We start from the raw sequence: 15,506 nt of genomic DNA, 5'->3' as shown, positions 1-15,506 counted from the left end.
TTCCCGGGGCGTTCCCGCGGCGTTCGCGCCGCCGTTCGCGCGGCGTGATCCGGCTGGTCGGGCGGCCGGTGCCGACGGCCGTCCGGGCCCGGACGTGGCGCTGTGCGTTCGGCCGGATCCGTGCCGTGCGAACGGCGGCGCGGGGCGGGCCCCGGCGCACGTCCTGTGGAGGTGCGCCGGCGCCCGCCCCGCGCGGGACGGCCCGGGTGCTGTCAGGTCACCCGGCCGCCCTGCTCCGCTCCCCCACTCCGCCGACCGGTGCCCACCGGTCGAGCAGGCCGGGGTTCTCCTTCAGCCAGGCGCGGACGGCTTCCTGCTCCTTGCCCTTGCCGGCCTTCTGGATGCGCGCCTCCAGACCGGTGAGCTGCTCCTCGGTCATGGAGAAGTCCTTCAGCCAGGCGCCGACCTCGGGGTGGTCGGCGGCGAAGCCCTCGCGGGACAGGGTGTGCACGCCGTCGCCCTCGCCCCAGGCGCCCCGGGGGTCCTTCAGCTTCTTCAGGTCGTACTCGCTGTAGGCCCAGTGCGGCGACCAGAGCGTGACGACGATCGGGTCCTTCCTGGCGTAGGCCCGCTTCAGCTCGGCGAGCATCGCCGGGGTCGACCCGTCGACGACCCGGTAGCCGTCGAGGCTGTACTCCTCGACGACCTTGTCCTTGAGCAGGCCCATCATTCCGGCGCTGGGTTCGATGCCGGTGATCCGGCCGCCGAACTCGGCCGACTTCGCCTTCAGGTCGGCGAGGGTGTTCACGTCCTTCATGTACGCCGGGACGCTCAGCTCAAGGGACGTGGGGCCGTACCAGGTGCCGAGGTCGTCGAGCTGGTCGCCGTACTTCTTCCAGTACTCGGCGTGCGTGGTGGGCAGCCAGGAGTCGGTCTGGAAGTCGACCTGACCGGTAGCGAGGCCGGTGTAGAGGGGGGCGGCGGCGTACTGGGTGGTCTTCACCTCGAAGCCGCGCTCCTCCAGCAGCTCCTTCCACAGGTAGGTGGAGGCGATGCCCTCGTCCCAGGGGATGTAGCCGATGGTGATCTCCTCGCCCTTGCCGACGTCCGCGGCGGAGGCCTCGGCGGTGCCGGAGTTCGAGCCGAAGACGCCCATGCCGCCGGCGACGAGCGCCAGGACGAGCACGCCGACCACGGCCACGGCCGGGCGGGGGCGGTGGCTCCACACGGTGGGGCGGGCCTTGGCGGTGGCGCGGCGGCCGAGCGGGGAGAGGCGGGTGCCGAGGGCGCCGGTCATGCGGTCCAGGTAGATGGCGAGCACGACGATGCCGAGGCCGGCCTCGAAGCCGAGGCCGATGTCGAGCCGGCCGATGGCCTCGTTGACGGAGCCGCCGAGGCCGCCGGTGCCGACCATGCCGGCGATGACGACCATCGACAGGCCGAGCATGATGACCTGGTTGACGCCCGCCATGATCGTCGGCAGGGCGAGCGGTAGCTGGACCCGCCAGAGGGTGTCGCGGGGCGTCGTGCCGAAGGCCTCCGCAGCCTCGACGAGTTCGGCGTCGACCTGGCGGATGCCGAGTTCGGTCATGCGCACGCCGGGGGCGAGCGCGAAGATCAGGGTGGCGATCACGCCGGCGGGCACGCCCATGCCGAAGAAGAGGATCGCGGGGATCAGCAGGACCATCGACGGCATGGTCTGGAGCAGGTCCAGGACCGGTCGCAGGGCGGCGCTGACGGCCGGGGAGCGGGCCGCCCGGATGCCCAGCGGCACCGAGATCACCAGGGCGATCACCGTGGCGACGAGCACCAGCGACAGCGTGGACATCGCCTCCTCCCACAGGTCGAGGGAGTCGACGAGCGCGAACCCGGCGAAGCCGAGGACGCCCGCGACCAGGCCGCGCAGCCACCAGGCGAGGACGGCGAGGATGCCGGCGAGCAGCAGGGGCTCGGGGGCGGTGAGGACGGTGTCGATGCCGTCGTACATGCCTTCGACGACCGCCTTGACGGCGTCGAACAGCCAGGACATGTGGGTGACGAGCCAGTCCACGCCGGAGTCGACCCAGTCACCGAGGTGCAGCCTAGGCACGGGCGGTCACCTTCCCCCCGTCGCGCGGGTCGGCACAGGCGGTGGGCTCCCCGTGTTCGTCGCCGAGGAAGCCGACGAGGCGCCGGCGCGGGACCACTCCGACGAGTTCGCGCCGCGCGTTCACGACGGCGACCGGGTGCGTCGTGCGGGCGCTGAGCGCGCACAGCTCGGTGAAGGGGGTGTCGGGGTCCGCGGTGGCGCAGCCGCAGTCGGCCTCGTCGCCGCGGACGGCGGTGTCCATGACCGCGGACGCGGTCAGTACGCGGGAGCGGTCGACGTCCTGGATGAAGGAGGCGACGTAGTCGTCGGCCGGGCGGACGAGGATGTCCTCGGCGGTGCCGTTCTGCACGATGCGGCCGTCGCGCATGACGGCGATGCGGTCGCCCAGGCGCATGGCCTCGTTGAGGTCGTGGGTGATGAAGACGATCGTCTTCTTCAGGGTCTTCTGGAGCGTGAGCAGCTGGTCCTGCATGTCGCGGCGGATCAGCGGGTCCAGCGCGCTGAAGGACTCGTCCATCAGGAGCAGGTCGGCGTCGGTGGCGAGGGCGCGGGCGAGTCCCACCCGCTGCTGCATGCCGCCGGACAGCTCGTCCGGCCAGGACTTCTCCCAGCCGGCCAGTCCGCACAGCCGCAGGGCCTCGCCGGCGCGCTCCTCGCGTTCGGCGCGCGGGACGCCCTGCACGGCGAGGCCGTAGCCGGCGTTGTCGAGGACGCTGCGGTGCGGGAAGAGCGCGAAGTGCTGGAAGACCATGCTGATCTTCCTGGCGCGGACCTCGCGCAGTTCGCGGTCGCCGAGCGCGGTCAGGTCCTCGCCGTCGAAGAGGACGCGTCCCGCGGTGGGCTCCAGCAGTCCGTTGAGCATGCGCAGCAGGGTGGACTTCCCGGAGCCGGACAGGCCCATGACGACGAAGATCTGGCCGGGGTCCACGGTGAAGGAGGCGTCGATGACGGCGGCGGTGGTGCCGTCGCCGCGCAGCTCGTCCCGGTCGGCGCCGCGGCGCAGCCGCTCGACCGCCTCGTCCTGTCGTCTGCCGAACACCTTGTACAGGTGGTCGGCTTCCAGCCTGGAGGACACACGTACCTTCTCTGGTCGGGGGCAGGGACGGGAGCGGCGGCGGGGCCGGGTGCGGCCCGCCGGGCGTTCACAGCAGTTGAATGTGCAACCGGCACCGCTCCGACGCGGCACCTGCCCCCGACCGGCAAGGGCAAACACGCCCGTGGGACAGTTCACAGACCCTTCACACCTGCCACGGGAGTGAATCGCGGCGGCCGCCCGCCGGGCCGGTGCGGCATGATGCGTGGCGTGACCGGACGACTGATGCTCCTCGACACCGCCTCCCTGTATTTCCGTGCCTACTTCGGTGTCCCCGACTCCGTGAGGGCCCCGGACGGCACGCCGGTGAACGCCGTGCGCGGGCTGCTGGACTTCATCGACCGCCTGGTCAGGGACCACCGGCCCGACGAGCTGGTCGCCTGCATGGACGCCGACTGGCGGCCGCGGTGGCGGGTCGACCTCATCCCCTCCTACAAGGCGCACCGGGTCGCCGAGGAGCACGAGGCGGGGCCGGACGAGGAGGAGGTGCCGGACACGCTCTCCCCGCAGGTGCCGGTGATCGAGGCGGTCCTGGACGCGCTGGGCATCGCCCGCGTCGGTGTCGCCGGGTACGAGGCGGACGACGTGATCGGCACCTTCACCGCGCGCGCGAAGGGCCCGGTCGACATCGTCACCGGCGACCGCGACCTGTACCAGCTGGTGGACGACGCGCGCGGGGTGCGGGTGCTGTACCCGCTGAAGGGCGTCGGCACGCTGCAGACCACGGACGAGGCGTGGCTGCGCGAGAAGTATGGCGTCGACGGGCGCGGGTACGCGGATCTGGCGCTGCTGCGCGGCGATCCGAGCGACGGCCTGCCCGGCGTGCCGGGCATCGGCGAGAAGACGGCGGCCAAGCTGCTGGCCGAGTTCGGCGACCTGGCCGGGATCCTGGCCGCGGTCGACGACCCCGGGGCCCGGCTCACGCCCACGCAGCGCAAGCGGCTCGGCGAGGCCGGCCCCTACCTCGCCGTCGCGCCGAAGGTGGTCAGGGTCGCCGACGACGTGCCGCTGCCGGCGGTGACGACGCGGCTCCCGCGTGCCGCGCGGGAACCCGCGGAACTGGCAGGGCTGGCGGAGCGCTGGGGGCTCGGCGGGTCGCTGCAGCGGCTGCTGACCACGCTCGGCGCGTAGACGTCGGCCCCGCGAGCGGGACCGCGCGGTGGGGTGCCGCGGCGGCACGAGATGCTAACTTAGGCAAACCTAACCAATGAAGGCTCGGGAGGCCGTCATGGCAGAACGTCCGGCACGGAAGCCCCGGAAGCCCCGTTCCGCGCGGGTCGTCCGCACCGAACGGCTCACCCCCCACATGCAGCGCGTCGTCCTCGGCGGGGAGGAGCTGGCCGGGTTCCCCGCCGGCACCTGCACCGACCACTACGTGAAGCTGCTGTTCGGACCCGAGGGCGTGACCTACCCGGAGCCCTTCGACCTGGAGCGCATCCGCGCGGAGTTCCCCCGCGAGCAGTGGCCCGTGACGCGGACGTACACCGTGCGCCGCTGGGACGCCGAGCACCGCGAGCTGACCCTGGACTTCGTCCTGCACGGCGACGAGGGTATCGCCGGGCCGTGGGCGGCCCGTGTCCGGCCGGGCGAGACCGTCCGCTTCCTGGGCCCCGGTGGCGCCTACGCCCCCGACCCGGCCGCCGACTGGCACCTGCTGGCCGGTGACGAGAGCGCGCTGCCCGCCATCGCGGCGGCGCTGGAGTCGCTGCCCGCCGGCGCCGTGGCGCACGCCCTCGTCGAGGTCTCCGGCCCCGAGGAGGAGCAGAAGATCGACTCCGACGTGGAGGTCGTCTGGCTGCACCGCGGCGGGCGTCCGGTCGGCGAGCGGCTCCTGGCGGCGGTCCGCGCGCTGGAGTTCCCCGAGGGCCGGCTGCACGCCTTCGTCCACGGCGAGGCCGCCTTCGTGAAGGAACTGCGCAGGCTGCTGCGGGTCGAACTGCGGATCCCCCGCGAGGACCTGTCGGTCTCCGGCTACTGGCGGCTCGGCCACGACGAGGACGGCTGGCAGGCCGCCAAGCGGGAGTGGAACGCGCGCGTGGAGGCCGAGCAGGAGAACACCACACCGGCCGCCTGACGCCGGGACGGGCGGCCGAGGCGGGCGGCCGAGGCGGGCGGGGCCCCGAGCCCCGGCCCCGGCCCCGGTCAGTCGCCCCGCACCCGGGCGTGCAGGTGCATGTCGTGCCAGCCGTCCTGGTGCAGGCCCGCGCTGCGTTTGGTGCCCTCCAGGAGGAAGCCGGCCCTGGCGGCCACGCGGCAGGAGGCCTCGTTGGCCGTGGCGTGCAGCAGTTCCAGGCGGTGGAAGCCGACCTCGTCGAGGGCCCACCGCGACAGGGCGCTCGTGGCGCGGGCGGCCACCCGCCGGCCCCGGGCGGCCGCCGTGGTCCAGTAGGCCACCTCGGCCACGCCGTCGCCGAGTTCGATGCCGCGCAGCGCCACGCGTCCGCGCAGCGCGTCGGTGGCCGCGTCGACGACGGCCCACTGGGCGGTCCGCTCCCCGGTCCACTCGGCCAGCCACTCCTCGATCCAGCCGGTGACCTCGGCGACGGAGTCGGCGGCCCGGACGTGCCACCGATGCAGCAGCGGGTCCTGGAAGGCGGCATGGACGGCGGGCGCGTCCGTGGCCCGCCAGGGCCGCAGGAGAAGGCCGTCGCCGGTGGACAGGAGCGGTTGCGGGGACGTGGCGAGGGCGCCGGCGGGGAGGACGGGACCGGTCAGGAAGGGCATGCCGGGAAGCATGCCCACCGGCCGGGAGCGTGCCAACGGGTTTTCGCGGCGGCCGTAGGGTGGATTCCGATGAGACGCCGCACCGCTCCCCCGCTGTCCCCCCTCCCGCAGCGTGACGGGGTCGACCCGGTACGGGTGCGGCTGCCGGGCGGGGGCTCCTGGGCGACCGTGCGGGAGCACCTGGCGCAGCGGTTCGGGCCGGAGCGGGCCGGGGCCGTGGACGCGCTGTTCGCGGCGGGGCGGATCGTCGGGGCCGACGGGCGGGCGGTGGCGGCGGACGCGGCGTACGTGCCGGGGATGTTCGTCTGGTTCCACCGGGACCTGCCCGCCGAGGAGCCGGTGCCGTTCCCGGTGGAGGTCGTGTACCGCGACGAGCACGTCGTCGTGGCCGACAAGCCCCACTTCCTCGCCACCACACCGCGCGGCAGCCACGTCACCGAGACCGCGCTGGCCCGGCTGCGGCGGGAGCTGGAGCTGCCCGCGCTGGGCGCCGCCCACCGACTGGACCGGCTCACCGCGGGCCTGGTGCTGTTCACCGTGCGTCCCGAGGAGCGGGGTGCCTACCAGACCCTGTTCCGCGACCGCCTGGTCCGCAAGGTGTACGAGGCTGTCGCGCCGTACGATCCGGGGCTGGCGCTGCCGGTGACCGTGCGCAGCCGGATCGTGAAGGAACGCGGGACGCTGACCGCCCGTGAGGTGCCGGGCGAGCCCAACGCGGTCAGCCGCGTCGAACTGGCCGAGCACCTCGCGGACGGACTCGCCCGCTACCGGCTGATCCCGCGGACCGGGCAGACCCATCAGCTGCGGGTGCACATGACCGCGCTGGGCGTGCCCATCCTCGGCGACCCCCTGTACCCCGAGGTGACCGCCCCCGGACCGGCCGGCGACTTCCGGCGCCCGCTGCAACTGCTGGCGCGGGAGCTGGAGTTCACCGATCCGGTGACGGGGGTGGAGCACCGGTTGCGGAGCCGTCGGACGCTGGCCGCCCGGTCGTCGCACGACGGCCGGGGCGGCGGGCGCGCCGGGGATCAGTAGCCGCGCCACCAGTCGAGGAGGCGCCGCCAGCCGCTGGGCCGACGGGCCGGTTCCGCGGCGCGGGCCGCCGCGGGCTCGGGCCGGGGCTGCTGCTGAGGCTGGGGCTGGTGCTCGGGCCGGGGGCGCGGGACGGTCGCCGGCCGGGGCTCGGCGGGCGGTGGCAGGAGGGTGGCCGGCGGAGCGGCGGGTACGGTACCGGGCGCCGGCGTGGTGCCGGGGGTCACCGGGAGGACCGGACGCGGCGGCGGGAGCGCACCGTGGGCGGGCCTGACCATGACGTCCTGCTGGGGCTTGGGCTCGAAGCGGACCGGCAGCTCCATGAGGTGCCGGGAGGCGATCGACGTCGTCCAGCGCAGGTCCTCCTCCGCGCAGGCGAGCTGCACGTCGGGCAGGCGCGTGAGCAGGGCGTCGACGCCGACGTCGGCGATGGCGCGCCCGATGTCCTGGCCGGGGCACTCGTGCGGACCGCCGCCGAAGGCGAGGTGGGCGCGGTTGCCCTGCATGCCGGCGGACAGGTCGGGACGGACCCGCGGGTCCACGTTGCCGGGCGCGGGCGCGAAGAGGAGGCCGTCGCCCCGGCGGATGCGCTGTCCGCCCAGCTCGGTGTCCTGCTTGGCGAAGTAGGCGAAGACCGTGCTGAACGGCGGCTCGTCCCACAGGGACTGCTCGACCGCCTCCGGCACCGTCATCTGCCCGCCGTTGAGCTGGGCGAGGAACCGCGGGTCGGTGAGGACCATCCGCAGGGCGTTGGAGAGCAGGTTGACCGTGGCCTCGTAGGCGGCGAAGAGCACCAGGCGCAGGTGCTCCCGGACCTCGTCGTCGGTCAGTTCCGCCGGGTCCAGCACGAGATGGCTGGTGAAGTCGTCCTGGGGCCGGGCGCGGCGGCGGGCGGTGAGCCGGCTCAGCGCCTCCATGACGTGGTTGTGGCTGGCGATCGCGGTCCCGGTGCCCTTGAGCGCGTCCCGGGCGGCGTGGACCATGCGGTCGTCGTACTCCTCGGGCATGCCGAGCACGTGGCACATCACGGCCATCGGGAGGTGCTCGGCGAACTGGCCGACCAGCTCGGCCCGGCCCCGCTCGCAGAAGCGGTTGACCAGGCGCTGGGTGGACCGGTAGATGTACCGGCGCAGGCTGCGGTCGTCGATGGTCGCCATGGCGGCGGTGACCGCGCCGCGCAGCCGCTTGTGCTCGTCGCCCTCGGCGTGGGAGCAGATGGGCTGCCAGGCGATGTGCGGCATGAGCGGGTGGTCGGGCTTGACCGCGCCGTCCACCAGCGGCGTCCAGATGCGGCTGTCGCGGCTGTACTGGGAGGGCGTGCGGACCATGTGCATGTTCTCGGCGTGGCCGAGGACCACCCACATCGGCACGTCGTCGTGGAGCAGGACGGGCGCCACCGGGCCGTGCTGCTCGCGCAGTTGCTCGTAGAGGTCGTCCAGGTCCTCGGCGCCGGGCCCGTAGAGCCGGCGCAGTCCGCCGGGGCCACGGCCGTGCGCGGGGCAGCCGGGCGGCGGGTCGAGGGCCAGGTCGTGGGGACCGGTCGTCATGGGGTGGTCAGGCGTCACTGGGTCGCTCCGAAAGGGGTCCGGGAGGGGCCGGGAGGCGGGGGGCGGAAGGCAGAGGTGGACGGAAGGCAGGAGGGGGCGGAAGGCAGGAGGGGGCGGAAGGCAGGAGGGGGCGGGTGTCAGGGAGTGGGCGGGCGTCAGGGGGACGCGTGTCAGGTCAGGCTGCCGGTCCGCACGAGGTCGTGCAGGAAGCGCGTCAGCGTCATCAGCACGTCGCGGCTGGAGGCCCGGCGGCGCACGTCGCACTCCACGATCGGGATCTCGGGCGGCAGGTCGAGGGCGCTCCGCAGGTCCTCCAGCGGGTAACGGGGCCCGTCGGGGAAGGTGTTGACGGCGACCACGAAGGGCACGCCGCGTTCCTCCAGGCGGCCCATGACCTCGAAGCTGACCTCCAGGCGGCGGGTGTCGACCAGGACGACCGCGCCGAGCGCGCCCTCGAACAGGCCGTTCCACAGGAACCAGAACCGCTCCTGGCCGGGGGTGCCGAAGAGGTAGAGCACGACCTGGTCCGTGATGCGGATGCGGCCGAAGTCCATGGCGACGGTGGTGGCGGTCTTGGTGTCGGAGCCGTAGTTGTCGTCGACGCCGATACCGGCCTGCGTCATGGTCTCCTCGGTGGTCAGCGGCTTGATCTCGCTGACCGACCCGACCATGGTCGTCTTGCCGACACCGAAGCCGCCCACGATGACGATCTTGGCCGCCGCCGTGGTGGTCTGCGGCAGGTGGTCCTCGGCGCGTGGGCCGGGGACGGTGTCAGAGCCGTTGAAGTCCATGGATCACCGCTTCGAGGAGGGAACGGTCGGGGAGGTGCTGCCGGACGATCGGGGCGCGCGCCTGGACGAGTTCGGCCGCCAGCATCTCGGTGAGCAGCACCGTCACCACGCTGAACGGCAGGCCGAGGTAGGCCGACACCTCGGCCACCGACAGCGGAGCCCGGCACATCCGCAGCACCGCCGACTGCTCCGGGGGCGCGGAGGAGGGGGGTTCGGCACGCGCCACGATCAGGGTGACGAGGTCGAGCGGGGCGCGTTCGCCGTCCGGTCCGGTGATGATGTACAGCCGTTCGGGGTTCTTGCCCTCCCCCTCCTTCGACGGCTGCGGGGGCGGTTCCGGGGCGGGGTCGCGCCGTCGGCGTTGCGGAGGCGTCATACGCTCTGCCCGTTCCGCCGGGGCGGGCTGGTCAGATGGGCGCCGATCCGCACCACGAGGTCGCGCATCATGGCGCTCATCCGGCCGGCCTCGCAGCGGACGTCGGCGAGCACGGCGAGGTAGGCGTTGGCACCGGCGGACATCATGTAGAAGTAGCCGCCGTTCAGCTCGATCATGACGAGGTTCATCTCGCCGTCGCTGGAGTGGATCTCCTGGGCGACGGCGTTGGCCAGGCTCTGGAGGCCGGCGCAGGCCGCCGCGATCCGGTCGGCGGCGTCGGGATCACCGGCGTAGCGGGCGATGCGCAGTCCGTCGGCCGAGAGCACGACGATCATCTCGATGCCCGGAACCCCGTCGTACAGTTCCTTGAGCAGCCAGTCGAAGTTTTGGCGCTGCTGGATCACGTGCGGTCCCCTTCATCGTCGGCCTCGAACTCGGCCTTGTCCTTGAGCAGATGCAGGTATGCGGTGGGATTGCGGGTGAAGTCCGTCGGGTGGTGTCCGGGCGGGGCCTCCTTCTTCAGTCCCTCCCAGAACGCCTCGAAGGCGACGCCGGGCTCCTGCCGCTCCACGCCGGGCCGGGGTTCCGGTGCGGGCAGCGCGAACGGGTCGGGCTCACCGGCGCGTTCGGCCGCCTGGGCGGCGTACGCCTCGCGGTAGCGCTGGCTGATCGGGACGGTGGTCTTGCTGCGGCGCTGCGGCAGGCCCTTGTCGGTCCACTCGGTGACCTCGGGCACCTCGTCGTCGTCCAGGGAGACATCCGCCGGGATCCTCGGGTTGGTGGGGCGGCGCTTCTTCGGAGGCCGCTTCGGGCCCTCGATGTCGCCCAGGTCGATCTGCGGTACGGCGGTGGCGCCGATGCCGTGGGCGAAGCCGGGCGCGGGGTCGGAGGTGACCATCTCGCTCGGCGCGATCAGTACGGCGCGGACACCGCCGTAGGCGGAAGTGCGCAGGGAGATCTGCATGTTGAACGCCGTGCAGAGCCGGCCGACGACCGCGAGCCCGAGGCGCGGGGTGCCCCCGACGTCCTGGATGTCGACCCCGGCCATGGCCTGTTCGAGCATGCGCTCGGCCTTGGCGCGGGCCTCCTCGCTGAGGCTGACGCCGGCGTCCTCGATCTCGATCGCGATGCCGGTCTGCACCTCGACGGCGTTGACGTGCACCTTGCTGGTGGGCGGCGAGTAGCGGGTGGAGTTGTCGAGGAGTTCGGCGAGCGCGTGGATCAGCGGTTCGACGGACAGGCCGCGGATGTTGACCTTGGCGATGGAGTCGAGCTGGATGCGGCGGTACTCCAGGATGCGGGACATGGCGCCGCGCAGCACGCTGTAGAGCGGCACGGGCTGGGGCCAGTTGCGGCCGGGGCGGCCGCCGCCGAGCACGCCGATGGAGTCGGCGAGACGGCCGATCAGGGCGGTGCCGTGGTCGATGCGCAGGAGGTCGTCGAAGACCTCGGGGTTGCGGCCGTGGTCCTCCTCCATCTCCCTGAGTTCCGCGGCCTGTTGGTGCACGATGGCCTGGACGCGCCGGGCGACGCTGACGAACGAGCGCTGGGCGGAGTCGCGCAGGGCCTCCTCGTGGTCGACGATCTCGAGGATCGTCTTGACCACCTTGCGCTGTCCCTCGCCGAGGTCGCGGTAGCCGGCGTCCACCTCGGCGAAGTGGAGCATCACCTCCCGGGGCGAGTTGCCGGCGCGCAGCCAGGCCACCGCCTGGGGGACGAAGAAGTCGGCGAGCCGGAGGTTCTGCTCCTCGTGGGCGGAGACCCGGCGTTCCAGATTCCCGATCCGGCGTTCCTTCTCCGCGCGCAGTTCCTTCAGTTGACGGCCGCGGCGCACCGCCTCGGTGCCGGCGAGGGCCACCAGGAGGGTGGCGACGGCTCCGCAGACGCCGACGGCCGTCCGGGCCGGGGTCGCCACCAGGGCGACGGCCGCTCCGGTCGCCGCGGCCATCACCGTCGCCGGCAGCAGCACCATACGGATGTGGGCCGGTTCACGGCGACCGGGTGGGGACTGAACACTCACCATGTGGGCACCCTCTGTAGGGGATCTGTCGGCATCATCGGGATGTCCGGGAACAAGCGCACGAATACGCCTCAACTCGGTGCGCCGCGGGCGAGCCTAGTCCGGCCGGATCACCGCCGCGTCATGTTCGACAACCGCCTGAAACCACACCCGCACCTGGAGTAACCTCGGGCGTTTCGCACGCTCGGAATTCGTTCGCACACGCTGCGTAATGCCGTACGGACGTGCGAAATCCTTCACCGGGACAGGTGATGCGGAGGCGGGGGCGGCCGTCGGACGGCCGTCACGCGCAGGCCCGCTTCGCGAGTGCCACGGGGCGGAACGCAGGGCGGGGCGGAGAGCAGGCCGGAGCACGGGAGCCCGACCCGCCCTCGGGGCCTTGGCGGCCACCTCGCCGAAGCTCGTCCTCGCGGGCGAGTGCGGCGGCTCGGCCGGGGCGCGGGTGTCACGCCTCCCGGTGACGGGCCAGGGCGGCGGCTCCGCACGCAGCCGGCGTCCGGGAAGGCACTCACCGGAACCGGCAGCCCTCCGCGCCGCCGACCCACTGACGAACCGTCAGCAGAGCCCTGTCACCGCCCCGGCCGCTCCGCCCGGACGGCAGCACACACCTCACAGGCCCGGCGTCCCCGCTCAGGCAGCCGCCCACCTCACCGCCTGGCCCCTCCCCCGGGCGGCGGCACACCTCACAGACCCGACGCCTCTGCTCGGGCAACGGCACACCTCACCGCCCCGGCGTCTCCGCCCGGACCGCGGCACACCTCACAGGCCCGATGTCCCCCCTCGGGCAACGGCACATCTCACCGCCCCGGCGTCATCCCCGGCCGGCGGCACACTTCCTCACGGGCCCGGCGCCCCTCGGACAGCCACCGGTCCCGGTCCCGCCGCCCCGGCGTCTCCGCCCGGGCGGCGGTGCCCGTCGTGCCCCGGCCGAAGCCACCGCCGCGGCCGGGGTTCCCGCCCGCGTGTGCTCAGCCCACCGACGAGTACGCCACGACGCCCCGCAGCAGTGCGTCGACCGCCTTGCGGGCGTTCTTCGCCACGGACGAACTCTCCGCGGGCGCGGCCGCCGCGATCTGCCCGAGGACGTCGATGACCTGCTTGCACCAGCGCACGAAGTCGCCGGCCGGCATCTCGACCTCCCGCAGGACCTCGTCGAGGCCCTTGCCCGAGGCCCACATGTGGGCGGCCCAGGCGAAGCCGAGATCGGGCTCGCGCTGGCCGACGCCCTCGGTCTGGCTGATCCGGAAGTCCTCCTCCAGCGCGTCCAGCCGGCCCCAGATCCGCACCATCTCGCCGAGCGCGGCCTTGGCGTTGCCCGCGGGCAGCTTCGGCGCCATCGCGTCGTCGCCGGACCGGGCCTCGAACACCAGCGCCGAGACGCAGGCGGCGAGTTCGGCCGGCGCCAGGCCCTCCCAGACGCCGGCCCGCAGGCATTCGCTCGCCAGCAGGTCCAGCTCGCCGTACAGCCGGGCCAGCCGCCTGCCGTGCTCGGTGACCTCGTTGCCGCGCAGGTAGTCCAGTTCGGTCAGCAGGGCCACGATCCGGTCGAAGGTGCGGGCGATGGTGTTCGTCCGGCCCTCGATCCGGCGCTCCAGCTGCGAGGTGTCGCGCAGCAGCCGGTGATAGCGCTCGGCCCAGCGGGCGTGGTCCTCGCGCTCGGAGCAGCCGTGGCAGGGGTGGGCGCGCAGCGCGGTGCGCAGGCGGGCGATCTCGCGGTCGTCGGCCGCCTGGGACCGGCCCCTGCGGGCACGCTCGGGCGTGATGTGCCCGGCCTTGGTGCGCAGGGCGGAGGCGAGGTCCCGCCGGGACTGCGGGGAACGCGGGTTGAACGTCTTCGGGATGCGCATCCGCTCCAGCGCCTCGACGGGCACCGGGAAGTCCATCGCGGCGAGCCGCTTGACCTGCCGCTCGGCGGTCAGCACGAGCGGGCGCGGCCCGTCGTGGTGGTCGAAGCCGCGGTGGCCGTCGGCCCGGCCGGCGGACAGGCCCGGATCCAGGACGAGGGCCAGTCCGGCGTACTTGCCGGTGGGCACGTGGATGATGTCACCCGGCTTCAGCTTCTCCAGCGCCACCGCCGCCTCGGCCCGCCGCTGGGCCGCGCCCTGCTTGGCCAGCTCCGTCTCGCGGTCCTTGAGTTCGCGACGCAGCCGCGCGTACTCCTCGAAGTCGCCGAGGTGGCAGGTCATGGAGGCCTTGTAGCCCTCCAGGCCCTCCTCGTTGCGCTGCACCTGCCGGGAGATCCCGACGACCGACCGGTCGGCCTGGAACTGCGCGAAGGAGGTCTCCAGCAGCTCGCGCGAGCGGTGCCGCCCGAACTGCTGGACCAGGTTGACCGCCATGTTGTACGACGGCTTGAAGCTGGAGCGCAGCGGGTAGGTGCGGGTGCCCGCCAGACCGGCCAGGTGGTCGGGGTTCATGCCCCGCTGCCACAGCACGACGGCGTGTCCCTCGACATCGATGCCGCGGCGCCCCGCACGGCCGGTGAGCTGCGTGTACTCGCCGGGGGTGATGTCGGCGTGCTGTTCGCCGTTCCACTTGACGAGCTTCTCCAGCACGACCGAGCGGGCGGGCATGTTGATGCCGAGGGCGAGGGTCTCGGTGGCGAAGACGGCCTTGACCAGACCGCGGACGAACAGCTCCTCGACGACCTCCTTGAAGGTCGGCAGCATGCCCGCGTGGTGGGCGGCTATGCCCCGCTCCAGGCCCTCCAGCCACTCGTAGTAGCCGAGGACGTGCAGGTCCTCGTGGGGGATGGCGGCGGTGCGCTCCTCCACCAGGGCGCGGACCCGTTCGCGCGCGTCGTCGTCGTTGAGCCGCAGCCCGGCGTACAGGCACTGCTGGACGGCGGCCTCGCAGGCGGCACGGCTGAAGATGAAGGTGATCGCGGGCAGCAGGCCCTCGGCGTCGAGCCGCTCGATGACCTCGGGGCGTCCGGGCGTCCACACCCGCGACCGCTGTCTGCGCTCGCGCTCGCGGTCGGCCTCGCGCATGTTCCGGCCGCGCCTGCGGTCCTGGTACGACGGGCGGCTCGCCTCCATGCGGGCCAGCCGCGCGAGGTCGGGGTTGACGGCCCTGCGGTGGCCCTCGCCCTCCTCGAAGAGGTCGTACATCCGCCGTCCGGCGAGCACGTGCTGGAACAGCGGCACGGGCCGGTGCTCGGAGACGATCACCTCGGTGTCGCCGCGCACGGTGTCGAGCCAGTCGCCGAACTCCTCGGCGTTGGACACGGTCGCCGACAGGGAGACCAGGGTCACCGACTCGGGGAGGTGGATGATCACCTCCTCCCACACGGCGCCCCGGAAGCGGTCGGAGAGGTAGTGCACCTCGTCCATCACGACGTACCCGAGGCCGAGGAGGGTCTGCGAACCGGCGTACAGCATGTTCCGCAGGACCTCGGTGGTCATCACGATCACCGGGGCGTCGGAGTTGACGCTGTTGTCGCCGGTCAGCAGACCGACCTTGTCGGCGCCGTGGCGACGGCACAGGTCGGAGTACTTCTGGTTGGACAGCGCCTTGATGGGTGTCGTGTAGAAGCACTTCTTGCCCTGCCGGAGGGCGAGGTGGACGGCGAACTCGCCGACGATCGTCTTGCCCGAGCCGGTCGGGGCGGCGACCAGGACGCCTTTGCCCGACTCGAGCGCCTGGCAGGCCTCGATCTGGAAGGGGTCGAGACCGAAGTCGTACATCTCGCGGAAGGAGGCGAGCGCGGTGGCCTGCTCGACAGCACGCTTACGGGCTGCCGCGTACCGCTCGGCCGGTGAGAGGTCCTCTGTCATCGTGCTTTCCACCGTACCGGGCCGCACTGACAACAGGACGATCATTATCCGGATCCGCCGTCCGGGGCCCGCGTCCGGGAGGTCCGGGGCCTCACGGCGGGTCGCCGCCCGGACACAC

Annotated in this window: 12 protein-coding genes; 3 read left to right on the top strand and 9 right to left on the bottom strand. The window is 73.1% G+C overall.

Annotation, left to right across the window (positions count from 1 at the left end; translation table 11 throughout):
- Positions 1 to 217: 217 nt before the first annotated feature.
- Entirely contained in the window at positions 218 to 2,029 is a 1,812-nt protein-coding gene (locus tag ACF09K_RS26050) for an ABC transporter permease/substrate binding protein (RefSeq protein WP_392247207.1), read from the bottom strand.
- Positions 2,022 to 3,104, bottom strand: a complete 1,083-nt coding sequence (locus ACF09K_RS26045; RefSeq protein WP_392247205.1) for a glycine betaine/L-proline ABC transporter ATP-binding protein — start codon at positions 3,102 to 3,104, stop codon at positions 2,022 to 2,024. Before ACF09K_RS26045 ends, ACF09K_RS26050 begins: the two co-directional genes overlap by 8 nt.
- A 219-nt stretch (positions 3,105 to 3,323) precedes the next feature.
- Between ACF09K_RS26045 and ACF09K_RS26040 the strand changes: the two genes are divergently transcribed.
- Both ACF09K_RS26040 and ACF09K_RS26035 read left to right on the top strand, forming a co-directional pair.
- A complete protein-coding gene (locus ACF09K_RS26040) occupies positions 3,324 to 4,253 on the top strand; it encodes a 5'-3' exonuclease H3TH domain-containing protein (RefSeq protein WP_392247549.1) in 930 nt (309 codons plus the stop codon).
- A gap of 97 nt (positions 4,254 to 4,350) precedes the next feature.
- On the top strand, positions 4,351 to 5,196 hold the full coding sequence (locus ACF09K_RS26035; protein WP_392247203.1) for a siderophore-interacting protein: 846 nt from the start codon (positions 4,351 to 4,353) through the stop codon (positions 5,194 to 5,196).
- A gap of 68 nt (positions 5,197 to 5,264) precedes the next feature.
- Here ACF09K_RS26035 and ACF09K_RS26030 read toward each other — a convergent pair whose 3' ends face one another.
- A complete protein-coding gene (locus ACF09K_RS26030) occupies positions 5,265 to 5,846 on the bottom strand; it encodes a GNAT family N-acetyltransferase (RefSeq protein WP_392247201.1) in 582 nt (193 codons plus the stop codon).
- Between the two features lie 69 nt (positions 5,847 to 5,915).
- On the opposite strand from ACF09K_RS26030, the gene ACF09K_RS26025 reads away from it, so the two are divergent.
- Positions 5,916 to 6,881, top strand: coding sequence for an RluA family pseudouridine synthase (locus ACF09K_RS26025; RefSeq protein WP_392247199.1), 966 nt, complete (start codon positions 5,916 to 5,918; stop codon positions 6,879 to 6,881).
- Here the strand turns inward: ACF09K_RS26025 and ACF09K_RS26020 are convergent.
- The 6 genes from ACF09K_RS26020 to ACF09K_RS25995 all read right to left on the bottom strand — a co-directional run bounded on the left by ACF09K_RS26020 (position 6,875) and on the right by ACF09K_RS25995 (position 15,433).
- Complete coding sequence (locus ACF09K_RS26020) at positions 6,875 to 8,425, bottom strand: cytochrome P450 (RefSeq protein WP_392247197.1); 1,551 nt, start codon at positions 8,423 to 8,425, stop codon at positions 6,875 to 6,877. The two genes, ACF09K_RS26025 and ACF09K_RS26020, sit on opposite strands and share 7 nt — an antisense overlap.
- 170 nt (positions 8,426 to 8,595) lie before the next feature.
- Positions 8,596 to 9,216, bottom strand: a complete 621-nt coding sequence (locus tag ACF09K_RS26015; protein WP_392247196.1) for an ATP/GTP-binding protein — start codon at positions 9,214 to 9,216, stop codon at positions 8,596 to 8,598.
- Positions 9,197 to 9,592, bottom strand: coding sequence for a DUF742 domain-containing protein (locus ACF09K_RS26010; RefSeq protein WP_392247194.1), 396 nt, complete (start codon positions 9,590 to 9,592; stop codon positions 9,197 to 9,199). The genes ACF09K_RS26015 and ACF09K_RS26010 overlap by 20 nt, the downstream gene beginning before the upstream one ends.
- Positions 9,589 to 9,996: a roadblock/LC7 domain-containing protein gene (locus tag ACF09K_RS26005; protein ID WP_363089202.1), complete on the bottom strand. Its 408-nt coding sequence runs from the start codon at positions 9,994 to 9,996 to the stop codon at positions 9,589 to 9,591. Before ACF09K_RS26005 ends, ACF09K_RS26010 begins: the two co-directional genes overlap by 4 nt.
- A complete protein-coding gene (locus ACF09K_RS26000; RefSeq protein WP_392247547.1) occupies positions 9,993 to 11,564 on the bottom strand; it encodes a sensor histidine kinase in 1,572 nt (523 codons plus the stop codon). Before ACF09K_RS26000 ends, ACF09K_RS26005 begins: the two co-directional genes overlap by 4 nt.
- A gap of 1,016 nt (positions 11,565 to 12,580) precedes the next feature.
- Positions 12,581 to 15,433 carry a DEAD/DEAH box helicase gene (locus tag ACF09K_RS25995; protein ID WP_392247193.1) on the bottom strand — a complete coding sequence of 951 codons (2,853 nt, stop codon included), beginning with the start codon at positions 15,431 to 15,433 and terminating at the stop codon, positions 12,581 to 12,583.
- Positions 15,434 to 15,506 lie beyond the last annotated feature (73 nt).

It is taken from the genome of Streptomyces sp. NPDC014882, from assembly GCF_043081325.1.
Taxonomy (GTDB): Bacteria; Actinomycetota; Actinomycetes; order Streptomycetales; family Streptomycetaceae; genus Streptomyces.
The sequence above is the reverse complement of the archived record's forward strand: the minus strand, read 5'-3'. Positions and strand labels throughout refer to the sequence as shown.